11 protein-coding genes and 2 tRNA genes are annotated in these 10,700 nt (G+C 52.5%); 7 read left to right on the top strand and 6 right to left on the bottom strand.

The window, feature by feature from the left end; all coding sequences use genetic code 11:
- Positions 1–64 precede the first annotated feature (64 nt).
- Both EIO64_RS04865 and EIO64_RS04860 read left to right on the top strand, forming a co-directional pair.
- Positions 65–1,726, top strand: a complete 1,662-nt coding sequence (locus EIO64_RS04865; RefSeq protein WP_136890906.1) for a sensor histidine kinase — start codon at positions 65–67, stop codon at positions 1,724–1,726.
- A gap of 2 nt (positions 1,727–1,728) precedes the next feature.
- Positions 1,729–1,965 carry a GHKL domain-containing protein gene (locus EIO64_RS04860; protein ID WP_158629703.1) on the top strand — a complete coding sequence of 79 codons (237 nt, stop codon included), beginning with the start codon at positions 1,729–1,731 and terminating at the stop codon, positions 1,963–1,965.
- Between the two features lie 38 nt (positions 1,966–2,003).
- Here EIO64_RS04860 and EIO64_RS04855 read toward each other — a convergent pair whose 3' ends face one another.
- On the bottom strand, positions 2,004–2,717 hold the full coding sequence (locus EIO64_RS04855) for a LytR/AlgR family response regulator transcription factor (RefSeq protein ID WP_158629702.1): 714 nt from the start codon (positions 2,715–2,717) through the stop codon (positions 2,004–2,006).
- A gap of 410 nt (positions 2,718–3,127) precedes the next feature.
- Here EIO64_RS04855 and EIO64_RS04850 point away from each other — a divergent pair, with 410 nt between their 5' ends.
- From EIO64_RS04850 to EIO64_RS04830, 5 genes are all read left to right on the top strand, one after another.
- Entirely contained in the window at positions 3,128–3,304 is a 177-nt protein-coding gene (locus EIO64_RS04850) for a hypothetical protein (protein ID WP_207754069.1), read from the top strand.
- Between the two features lie 4 nt (positions 3,305–3,308).
- Positions 3,309–3,384: transfer RNA gene (locus tag EIO64_RS04845), tRNA-Pro, on the top strand.
- 226 nt (positions 3,385–3,610) lie between these two features.
- Positions 3,611–3,684 (top strand) — tRNA-Val (locus EIO64_RS04840).
- 239 nt (positions 3,685–3,923) lie between these two features.
- Positions 3,924–4,799, top strand: a complete 876-nt coding sequence (locus EIO64_RS04835; protein WP_249390808.1) for a hypothetical protein — start codon at positions 3,924–3,926, stop codon at positions 4,797–4,799.
- 29 nt (positions 4,800–4,828) lie between these two features.
- Positions 4,829–5,923, top strand: a complete 1,095-nt coding sequence (locus EIO64_RS04830; RefSeq protein WP_249390807.1) for a hypothetical protein — start codon at positions 4,829–4,831, stop codon at positions 5,921–5,923.
- A 295-nt stretch (positions 5,924–6,218) separates the two neighbouring features.
- Here the strand turns inward: EIO64_RS04830 and EIO64_RS04825 are convergent, their stop codons facing one another.
- From EIO64_RS04825 to EIO64_RS04805, 5 genes are all read right to left on the bottom strand, one after another.
- Positions 6,219–7,715 carry a tyrosine-type recombinase/integrase gene (locus EIO64_RS04825; RefSeq protein ID WP_136890903.1) on the bottom strand — a complete coding sequence of 499 codons (1,497 nt, stop codon included), beginning with the start codon at positions 7,713–7,715 and terminating at the stop codon, positions 6,219–6,221.
- A complete protein-coding gene (locus EIO64_RS04820; protein WP_136890902.1) occupies positions 7,679–8,881 on the bottom strand; it encodes a tyrosine-type recombinase/integrase in 1,203 nt (400 codons plus the stop codon). The genes EIO64_RS04825 and EIO64_RS04820 overlap by 37 nt, the downstream gene beginning before the upstream one ends.
- Before the next feature lie 96 nt (positions 8,882–8,977).
- Complete coding sequence (locus EIO64_RS04815; RefSeq protein WP_136890901.1) at positions 8,978–9,949, bottom strand: relaxase/mobilization nuclease domain-containing protein; 972 nt, start codon at positions 9,947–9,949, stop codon at positions 8,978–8,980.
- Positions 9,910–10,218 carry a plasmid mobilization protein gene (locus tag EIO64_RS04810; RefSeq protein WP_136890900.1) on the bottom strand — a complete coding sequence of 103 codons (309 nt, stop codon included), beginning with the start codon at positions 10,216–10,218 and terminating at the stop codon, positions 9,910–9,912. The genes EIO64_RS04815 and EIO64_RS04810 overlap by 40 nt, the downstream gene beginning before the upstream one ends.
- Positions 10,211–10,516, bottom strand: coding sequence for a hypothetical protein (locus EIO64_RS04805; protein WP_136890899.1), 306 nt, complete (start codon positions 10,514–10,516; stop codon positions 10,211–10,213). Before EIO64_RS04805 ends, EIO64_RS04810 begins: the two co-directional genes overlap by 8 nt.
- Between the last annotated feature and the right edge of the window lie 184 nt (positions 10,517–10,700).

Raw genomic sequence — 10,700 nt, 5'->3', positions numbered from 1 at the left:
GACGGAAGGAAGATTCCCCGTTACTCTTAGAATAGGAAACACGTTAGATGGGAGGGCGGGCTGAATGAGACGTTGGATCATACGGGGCGCGGCGGCGTTTATGGTTCTGCTCCTGTGCGGATTTTTCGCTGCGGCGCTGCTGTTCTTTACCCAGCCCATGACGGAACAGACCTTTGACCTGTCCGTAGAAACCGTCCAGTGGGAGGTCTATATCCAGGAGGGGCAACAGCGAACAGACCTGCTGCCCGATGGGGACATCGGCTACACGGGTCTTTCCGCGCCGGGGCAGACCTTTTACTTTTCCCGGATTTTGACCGAGGAGGTGGAAAGCCCCGTTTTATATCTGGACACGGTCAACCGCAGCGTGGCGGTGTTCCTGGATGGGGAGCGCCTCTACACGGACTGTCCGGAGCAATCCGGCGGGGTGGGAGAGCTGACGCTGCCCATGCTGGGCTGGGACCGGCTGGAGCCGGTGGAGATCACCCTGCCCCCGGACTATCTGGGTAAAACCCTGACCATTGCCCAGTCCACCGGCCTGGGGGAAAAGCAGATCCCGGAGATGGAGCCTACCGTTTACCCCTGCACGGTGACGCTGAGCTGCGGATATGCCTATGAGAGCGGCATCGTGGCAGAGAGCTTCCGGACTGCCATCCCTGCGGCCCTCTGCTTTGTGCTGGGGCTTCTGCTCTCCACTGCGTTTTTGTGGCAGAGCTTCCGGGGTCGTTGGGACATTGGCCTTTTCATATTCTCTTTGGCCGCCTTTTTCCTCATGCTGGTCCCTCTGGGGGCCGCCAGCTTTTTCGGTCACTATCTCCCATACCCGGAAGTGGATCTGAACGCTCTGAGCCGCGCCCTGTGCCTGACCTCTCTGCTGCTCTTTCTGGGGAGCCGGGGCAACGGGCGGCTGCGCTGGATTCTGTGGGGGACAGCGGCTCTCCACGGTCTGACCGCACTGCTGGGCCGGGCCTCTGCCACTTCTCTGCTGACAGTGGTATCGGAGTATCTGGGGCTTCTGGGCCTGCTGGCCGCTGCGGTCCTCTCCCTGGTTTGGAGAAAGCGGGGGAACGGCTTCTACTGGCTGTTCTCCCCGTTGCTCCTGGCGGTCCTGGGAATGGGGCTGGCTGTATGCGGTGTCCATGCTGCGGCCGATCCCACATGGGGGCGTGAGCTGATGATTCATCTCCGGACCGGCTTCCAAAATGGCCTGCCCCGCTTCCTGCTGTGGTCGTGGTCCGCACTGACCATGGCTGCCGGCATCCTGGCCGCCTTCATTGACCTGTTCCGGCGGGAATCCCAGCGCCGCACCGAGGAGCGGCTTCTCCTTCAACGTGGGGAACTGATTCGGGAAAACTATGAAAATCTTCGGAAGCACAATGAGGAGATCCAGACTCTTCGCCACGACCTGCGGCATCATGTCACCGCCCTCCAGGGCCTGTGCCGGGAGGGAGATATGGGGGAGATCCAGAAGTATCTGGAGTCCCTGTCCCAGCGGCCCGAGCTGAACCGAAGCAATGGCTACACCGTCCACCCGGCGGTGGACACCGTTCTGACAGCCATGCTGGCCCGGGGCGCGGAGACAGGCGTCCGCGCCGAGGTACGGGTGGAGCTGCCGCCTGAACTCCACATACCCAACAGCGACCTTTGCCCCCTGCTGATGAACCTGCTGGAAAACGCGCTGGAAGCCAACGAAAAAGCCCCGAGGGGGCGGAGAAGTGGCTCCGGGTGACCATGCACCTCCGGGGTGAATACCTGTATGTGGGAGTAGAAAACGCCCGGTTCGCCCCGGTGAACTTCGACCCGGAAGAGGGGCTATATAACTCAACCAAGCCCGGCACACTCCACGGTATGGGACTCAAGTCCGCACGGGCCACCGCCCGGAAGTATCACAGTGAGTTGGTCCTGAAAGCCATCGAAGACTCCTTTTCCGCCAGCACCGCTCTGCTGCTCCCCAAAACGGAAGCATAGAAAAACTCCGCTGTTTCCAACAGGAAGCAGCGGAGTTTCTATTTCAGGGATTCCACATAGCGGGCCATGAAGTCTTGGTAATACCGGCGGCTGACGGGGATGGCTTCCCCTGTGTCCAGGGTAAGGGCGTCCCGCTCTACCCGCGCCACATGGGCCAGATTGACCAGATAGCTGAAATGGCTCAGGCAAAAGCCCTGCTTCTGGAATTCCTCTTTTAATTTGGAGAGAGGAACGGTGTATTCGATCCGCTCCTCTCTGGTATGGACCGCGGTCTTTCGCCCGGCGGTCTCCAGATAGGCGATCTCGTCCAGGGGGACGGTCCGACCGCCCACACGCAGCACCGGGCGCTTTTTCCGGTCCTGCCGCCGCTGCCAGTCCCAGTCCAGGGCAGCAGCCAGCCGCCCCTCGTCCACCGGCTTGAGCAGGTATTCCAGCGGGTAGGTGGGGAAGCTGTCCAGCGCGAAACCGGGGTGGTCTGTGATGTAGATGATGGAGGCGCTGACCTTATGTTCCCGCAGGAAGCGGGCCAGCTCCACACCATTATCCCCGTCCAGCTGAATGTCCAGCAGCAGGAGCTGATAGGCGTCCGGGTCCGCGGTCAGCCGCTTCATCAGCGGCGCGGCGGTGTGGAATACCTCCACGTCATAGTCCCGTCCCTGGGAACGTCCTTTTCCCTCCAGCACATGACAGGCGGCTGTTTTATTTTGCTCCGCGGTGCGCGGGTCATCTTCGCAAACGGCGATGCGGTACATGAGCTCACCTCTGGGTATGTGGATTTTCACCGTCATTATACCATGCCTGTTTCCCCATGACCAGCTATGTGGGACGTCTTTTTCATACTTGAGGCAGTTCCGATCGTTTTTGTTTTATGTTCCGCAAATTCTGATTCGTGGGTTGAGGCAAAATGGAGCCGAGTGCTCTGAATATGAGGCGCCAATGTGGACATCTGAAAACGCAAACATCCCTGCCCTTTATCGTTTCCATGCGGTACTTGTAAAAGGCATGGGGGGTGTTTTGACCACAGTTTTAGCCACAGTGTGGTGTGGAACACATGGAAACAGCACCTCTAAAGAGTGACGGAAAGCAAATAAACCAGAGCAGAAACGTCAGAAAATAAACCGAAATTATACAAAAAACTTTTCTTCAACTCTTTGGGTGTGCCGTGGCGGTATCCGGGACGGAGCAAGGCGAAACGCCGGAAAGCCTTGTGACACCTGCATTTGTGGGATTTCCCCCAGTCGTTGAAAACGGCATAAAAGCGGCTTTGACCACAGGAATGACCACAGACAGAAAAAACTTTATTTTTACCGCTCGCCGTGGTATCATGACAGAAAAGTGAATATCCGGGTATAGCGAAGTTGGTATCGCGCCTGGTTTGGGACCAGGAGACCGTGCGTTCGAGCCGCACTACTCGGACCAAAATCCCTCTGAAATCGTTGATTTCAGAGGGATTTTCTTATTCTTTGTCTATTGCGGCGCAATTTCTGAGTTACTCTCTACAGCAAAACCGTCCGCTTTCGGTAGTAAATCCTGTCGGAAGCACTTTTAATATACAGAAGTCCATCCCACACAAAAGCCTTCCATCAAACATTTTTCCCTCTTGCAGTATTAATTTGACTGTGTTATAATTTTAATATTCCAATTAGCCGTATTAGCTTAGTTGGATAGAGCGCCTCCTTGACTAAGAGGTAGACGGGGGTTCGAGTCCCCCATACGATCATTTTAAGCTGTTGCTTTTTATATTTGTATTCAACTCCTCTTTTGGTCTTTTTTGATTCCAAAAGAGGAGTTATTTTATGTCAAGCAACAATTCGAGTGTAAAGCGGCCAAAAAGCCGCACGGCACTCGATTTGGAAAACTTTAATGATGGAAACTGTAAATGACATAGGGCGCTTTCCTATGATACTCGTCCAAGTAACCAATCAAAGCAATTCTATCAGCAAGGAGGTTGCTACCATATGAGACCGTTTTCAATCAATATACGCGGTCGCGTAAAAAACTTTAATCTTCCTAAAAATCAGCCACTTGTGCCGCTTTTTGAGGCTATCGTGAATGCAATTCATGCCATTGGTGAGCGGAAATCCACCGATCCATCTTTTGAAGGCCAAATAATTATCAGAATTCTTCGTGATGGACAGTTTGTACTCGATGGCACTGGTGAATTGCCCCAAATTCAGTCCTTCGAAATTATTGATAATGGAATTGGATTCAATGAAGCAAATATTGCTTCGTTTATGGAATCGGACTCAACATACAAATCCCAAATTGGCGGCAAGGGTGTCGGACGGTTTTCTTGGCTGATTGCATTCGAAAAAGCTGAGATAGAGAGTGTCTATTCCGAGGAAGATGAATATGTAAAACGATCCTTTGATTTCTCCATTTCTAATTCTGGCATCAATGATACCCTCACCGACTGCACCGGGTATAATGATAATCAAACGACAGTCAGATTGCTCAATTACATTAAACCGTATGCCGATAATGTTCCTAAACGCAGTATTACCATTGCTATGCGGATAATCCAGCATTGTCTTGTATATTTCATTTCTGATGATTGTCCCCAAATCATCCTGCAGGATATTGATGAAACTCATAACTTAAATCATATATTTAAGGAGAAAATTCGATCTGAAGCTAACAGCAAGACTATTGTCTTGAATGATGAAACCTTTGAGTTGCTCCATGTAAAAGCCGAAGAGTCCACTATCAACGGCAACAAATTATATTTGTGTGCACATAACCGCTTAGTAGAAACAAAAGAACTGGATAAGTATATTACCGATCTTGATCGACAAATCTTCGAAAAAGTGGATTCTGGTATGTTGGTGTTTTGAGAGGGCATTACCTCGATGAGGCCGTTGATATGAACAGGCTTTCCTTTAACATTCCTGACGGTGGCCCATTAGATAGCATGGCAAACATGATTACTATGGATCAGATCATGCGAGCGGTTGTCGTCGAAGTAAATGAATTTCTTAAAGACTACCTTCAGCCTATTGCCACAGAAAAAATTCGAAGAATAACAGATTATGTAACGCATCGGGCCCCACAGTTTCGTCATCTGTTGAAGTACACACCTGAGGCAATTGCGAAAATCAAGCCTAATTTAAGTGAGGATAAATTGGATGATGAACTACATCGTATAAAAAGAGAGTTCGATAGAACAACAGCCAAAGAAAATACTCAGCTTCTCGATGAACTGAATAAAGGTGTAATCAGTTCAGACGAGTACATACAGAAATTTGGATTGCAAATCGAAAAAATAAATAGCGCTAATGGGGCCGCATTAGCCGAATATGTTGCTCACCGCAAGGTTATCCTCGACTTGATGGAGTTTGCAATACGTCAAAATGATGATGGGCATTTTCAAAAAGAGAGTTTTCTCCATAATATCATTTATCCAATGAGAACAACCTCTGCGGATACTCCTTATAGCAATCATAATTTGTGGTTGCTGGATGAGAAGCTCGCCTATTGCAGTTATATTTCCTCCGATATTCCGTTTAATAACAATCCGAAAGAAGACCGAACAGACATAATGATCTTGGATTCTCCAGTCGCTGTTTCTGATGAAGAAAATGACGGTCGAGAATACGAGAATATTGTCTTGTTTGAACTCAAACGTCCGATGCGAGATGACTATAATAGCAGTAATAATCCTGTCAATCAGTTATATGAATATGTTTCACAGTTGAGGAGCAACAAAAAAAGGGATAAAGATGGACGTGTAATCAGAGTCGGACAAAACACCAAATTCTACTTATATGCCGTGTGTGACATCACAACCACATTAGAGCAGATTTTGGATTTCCACGATTTTTCACAAACACCTGATAAACTTGGGTATTATAAGTATAATGATAAGATGAATGCATATATCGAAATCTTATCTTATGACAAAATTATAAATGACGCAAAGAAGCGCAATAGAATCCTCTTTGATAAACTGGGGATATAATTTTCTGTAATTCTGTCATACATGAAATACCAATTCACAGTCATATTCCGCAACCAAAGTGGTTGCGGAATACGCTCTTTGCTCATGCCGAGCTGAAACCAGCGTCCCCCCATTATTTCCGAAGTGCCCTAACACACAATCAAGTGTGTTAGGGCACTTGTTTATCAGTTAGGTCGTATTCATAACCAGAATCATAAACAGTTCTCTATCATTGTTTTATTGCGGTGTAGAATTTGAGACATTGTGTTGTAAAGTAAATAGTGTACCAATCACTTCACACTCTTACCGGTGTTTTTTATGTCTTCTTTCCCCGCTTTTTCTGCTCTTCTGGCGGACTTCCATTACCTTCGTCTATATCCCTCAGCCGCTGTGCTTCCGCAATTTCCGTTTTCATCTCCACGATCAACACCTTCAACTTCTCTTCACATTCCTCGCGGGTACGGGCGTAGATGTTGCGGGCGTGTTTCTTGCCGTCGGGCCATTTGGGGGAATAGCGTCCCTCGAAGAGGTGGTCGTTGATCTCGCTGACGCAGCCGGTGCCGGACCTGCGCTTGCGGCCCACGTAGGGCTTAAAATCGGTCATACTCGGCTTTTCCGCCTGGGCCGGGGCAGTTTCCTCCCCCGACTCTGAAGCGTCCTCCTGCGGCGCTGCTTTGCCGATGCCACGGTCAATGTTGGCGGCAGCCGTGAGCCGCATATCGTCGGTGATGTGGGTGTAGATGTCCAGCGTGGTGGCCGCCGACACATGACCCAGCATAGCGGAGAGCGTTTTCACATCCATGCCGTTCTCCAGCGCCAAGGTCGCGAACGTATGGCGCAGATCATGAAAGCGTACATGCTTGCACCCAGCGTGTTCCAGGATGAGCTGCAACCTGCGCCGCACCACGCCGGGCGTGATGGGACAGTCCTCCTTCACCGGCGACGGGAACATCCAGCGGGAGTTCACCGTCTTTTTGTACTCCCGCAGCACCGCCACCACAGCAGGCGGCAGGACGATCTTGCGGACGGAGTTCTTCGTCTTGGGCGTGCTGATCTGAAGCTGGCCACGCACATCGTAGACCTGCTTATTCACATTCAACACACCGGTTTTGAAGTTCAGGTCGTCCCATTGCAGCGCCATCAGCTCACCCCGGCGCAGGCCGGTGGCTAAGTCCAGGAGGAACACTTCATAGTAGCCCTCAAACTTCGCTTGGATGAGAAACCGTTGCAACTCCTCCCGCGTCAGCACCTGCATCTCCCTCGCCTTCTTCGGCGGCAGCTTGCAGCCGAGGGCCGGGTTCACACGGATCAGCCCATCCTGCACCGCTTTCTCCAGCGCCGAGCGGCAGGTGGCGTGGCACATACGCACCATTCGGTCGGACAGCCCTTCGCCGTACTTGTCGGTGAAGCGCTTCCGGCCACTTTTCTTGAGCCGACCGTAGAACTGCTGCAGGTCGTTCTGCGTCAGCTTATTCAGCGGGATGTCCCCAATCTCCGGAATGATATGCAGGCGGATGCGGCTCTCGTAGGTCTCCTGCGTAGTTGGGCGGATCTTAGGCTTGGAGTGATTCTCATACCAGTATGTCAGCCAGTCCCCGAAGGGCATCTCAGACCGTACTTTTTCGGGCTTCAGCCCGCCGCAATCCACCTTGAGCTTCTGGAGCTTCTCGACGCATTCCTTCTTCGTTTTGGCAAGGACATTTTTCGTCTTGGGATAGCCGTTATCGTCATAGCCGATGACGATGCGGCCTTCCCACCGACCGTCCTTGCGCTGCCTTACTGTTCCGTCTCCGGCTTTTCGTTTTCTTGCCACGGTTTCAACTCCTTTCCGAAAATATCCTCCATGAAGCCGCCTACGATGCCGCAAGCCTGCTTTTGCATATCTGAGGTGACATGGGTGTAGGTATCCAGCGTGAAGGAGGCGTTGGTGTGGCCCAGGATACCGGACAGTGTCTTGGCGTCCACGCCGCTGGTGAGGGCATGGGTGGCGAAGGTGTGGCGCAGATCGTGGAAGCGAATACTGGGCAGCCCCGTCCGCTGGAGCAGCGTCTTCATGTGGCGATACGCCGCGTTGGGATCGACGGGATCTTCCGGCTTCACCGGATCAGGGAATATCCATTGGCTGATGGCATCCGCTTTTCGCCGCCGCAGGATGTCCACCACGCTGTGCGGCAGAATGATGGTACGCATACCTTGATTGGTCTTTGTCTCACCGACGGTATACTCGCCCTTCCGCTGGCTGTGGAGAGTGCGGCCCACCTTCAGCGTACCGGTATTCCCATCGAAGTCGCTCCATTGTAGGCCGCAGATCTCGCCGCGGCGCAGGCCGGTCATCAGCTCCGTCTGGAAGAAGTCCCGCCACACCTCGTCCCGCTCCACCACCGCGCGGAAGGCATCCAGCTCCTCGCCGGTCAGGATGCGCTTGGGCTTGTAGTTGGGTTTGGGCGCCGTTGTACCTTCGGTGGGATTTCTGGGAATGACATGCGCCTGCACCGCGTCTTTCAGTGCGGCGTGAAGCGTGGAGTGGATGTGGCGCACCATGGAGTCGGAGAGCTGATGCCCCATCTCGGGATGCTCGTGGATGCGCCCCTCCGTTTTCAGGCGGCGGTACATCCGCTGGATGTCCTGCTGGGAGAGGAGGGAGATCTGCTTGTCGCCCAGCTGCGGCTTGATGTAGTATTCGATGTAGCGGCGGTAGCCCTCGAGGGTACCGGGGCGCACCGTACCCGCCTTGTACTCTGTGAGCCAGCGATCCAGCCACTGGCTCAGCGTCATGCGGCTGTCCTCGGTCAGCTCCACATCACGGTAGCACTCGATGTTCTGATGGAGTTTGTCCAGCAGCGCCTTTTGCGTCTTGGCGTAGATGTGACGGAACAGCGGTTCGCCATTTTCCTTGTGGCCGATGACGATGCGGCCCTCCCAGCGGCCGTCGTCACGCCTTCGCACCATGCCGTCGCCGGCCGGTCTTCGTTTTGCCATGCATTTCACTTCCTTTGAATTCGTTTTCTTTTTGCAACACAAACAACTACCACACTTTTGCGGAAATAGCTATCAGAACTTTGGAATTGTTCGTCATTACATCCGCATAGAAAACCCGTGGTACTGCTCGTATTGTTCCTCTTCATTATCTACAGCGTATTCCACCGTGCGGTCGATCTTGCCGCCGCGTTCCAGAATACGCCGGATCTCCTGCTTGCTGTGATGCAGTGTTTCCAGATGGAAGCGGTCATTGTCGCCGGTGTTCATCGCATCCAGAATGGAGATCAAACCGCAGACGGCATCGTCCACCGTAGGCAGGAGTTCACCGTACTCGGTGGCATCGATGCGGCTTTCCAGATACTCACAGCCGCCCATATCGAAGTAGGCTTCCATGCTGCTGCGCAGAAGCGTCTGGTCGAAGAGCTTATTGTCTCTGCATCGGACATTCTCCGGTGTGGTGTAGGTGATGTATTTTTGATTCGGCTCCCATCGCACCTTGTAGCCGTACTCCGCCATGAATGCGATGAACTCCTTACGGGTAGCACAGTTCTCCATAGCTTCCTTAATGGTACGGCACAGCCGTTTCTTCCAAGCAGGAATACGGAACGGATCCGCCTTGCTCTCGGTGAAGGACAAGCCATACTCCCGGCAGAGTTGGTTGCTGTACTCCTTTGCCTGCTGCATCTCCCTGGCGCTCTGATGAAACTTCTGACCGGTTTCAAAATTTACCGAGTTCATGATGATGTGATTGTGGATGTGCGCTGTATTCATATGCGTGACCACCACGCACTGGTAGCCCTTGAAGTATTCCGCAAACTTCAACCCGATCTCATGCGCTGTATCAAAATCCAGCGGATCGTCCGGGGCGAAGGCTTGGACGATGTGGTAGTAGCTGCGGCCATCTGTTTTGCGGAACTGTTTCTTTACCGCTTCGAATTCATCCTGAGCTGTTTGAGCCATGCAGTTGACACCGGATATGAGACGCTCCACCGTTTTCTCACGGTTTGTAACATAGTCCAGGATACCGCTCAGACTGCGTGAGACAGCAATGAATTTAATGTTTGCCATGCGTTCCGGTACACCTCCGTAAAGGGTTCATAGTTCACCTGCGTGATACGCCCCTGCCGAGCCATGACCGTGAGCTGGTTCAGGTTATTTCCCTGATAGCGCAGCTCCCGCAGAAGTTCATCCATACCTTCAATGACCGTGACCTCACGATCCATAGCCGCCCGGCGCACAAACTCGCTCTCGGTCATATGAGCTGCATCCGCCTTACGGCGGATGCAGTCCTTTTCCCACCCGGCAACGCGGGCGCGGATAAATTGATTCTTAGCCATGGTGCTCGTTACCTCTGCTTGCCAGCATAGTCATCGTCTCGATCTGCTTAGCCAGAGTCTCGTCCCGCGCATGCACATAATAGAACTCCAGCATCTTTTCGACTGCAAAGCACTGCTGCCACTCCGCACAGCCAGATAGTGCGGCTTTGCCCTTGCCGGTGAAAAAGTGATTCAACTCTTCACAGGAGACATCCACGCCGAGTTGATAGAGCATGGCTTCCCGTACATCGCTGAGCATCTCTTCCTTATCGTACTTGTCCATCATAATTTCATAGGGATTATAGGTGTTCTTCGTCATAATCTTTATCTCCTTTAAATTCATTTTTCTTTGTGTTGATAGGGGTGTGGGCTTAGCCCGCCTGCCGAAGGGGTCGGAACGGGGCAATCGCCCCGTTCCGTACCACGAAGGCGAAACTTGTCATTCTCGAAGCGAGAATTTTCGGCGCTGACGCGCACTTCAGCCGCTCTGCGGCGCTTTGCGG

Source organism: Dysosmobacter welbionis, from assembly GCF_005121165.3.
Lineage (GTDB): Bacteria > Bacillota > Clostridia > Oscillospirales > Oscillospiraceae > Oscillibacter > Oscillibacter welbionis.
The sequence above is the reverse complement of the archived record's forward strand: the minus strand, read 5'-3'. Positions and strand labels throughout refer to the sequence as shown.

What these genes read in the sequence shown, in the direction of transcription:
- EIO64_RS04815 (WP_136890901.1), bottom strand. Translation starts at nt 9,949, where the DNA reads ATGGCAAACATTAAATTCATTGCTGTCTCACGCAGTCTGAGCGGTATC.
- EIO64_RS04820 (WP_136890902.1), bottom strand. Translation starts at nt 8,881, where the DNA reads ATGGCAAAACGAAGACCGGCCGGCGACGGCATGGTGCGAAGGCGTGAC.
- EIO64_RS04835 (WP_249390808.1), top strand. Translation starts at nt 3,924, where the DNA reads ATGAGACCGTTTTCAATCAATATACGCGGTCGCGTAAAAAACTTTAAT.
- EIO64_RS04855 (WP_158629702.1), bottom strand. Translation starts at nt 2,717, where the DNA reads ATGTACCGCATCGCCGTTTGCGAAGATGACCCGCGCACCGCGGAGCAA.
- EIO64_RS04860 (WP_158629703.1), top strand. Translation starts at nt 1,729, where the DNA reads ATGCACCTCCGGGGTGAATACCTGTATGTGGGAGTAGAAAACGCCCGG.
- EIO64_RS04805 (WP_136890899.1), bottom strand. Translation starts at nt 10,516, where the DNA reads ATGACGAAGAACACCTATAATCCCTATGAAATTATGATGGACAAGTAC.
- EIO64_RS04865 (WP_136890906.1), top strand. Translation starts at nt 65, where the DNA reads ATGAGACGTTGGATCATACGGGGCGCGGCGGCGTTTATGGTTCTGCTC.
- EIO64_RS04830 (WP_249390807.1), top strand. Translation starts at nt 4,829, where the DNA reads ATGAACAGGCTTTCCTTTAACATTCCTGACGGTGGCCCATTAGATAGC.
- EIO64_RS04810 (WP_136890900.1), bottom strand. Translation starts at nt 10,218, where the DNA reads ATGGCTAAGAATCAATTTATCCGCGCCCGCGTTGCCGGGTGGGAAAAG.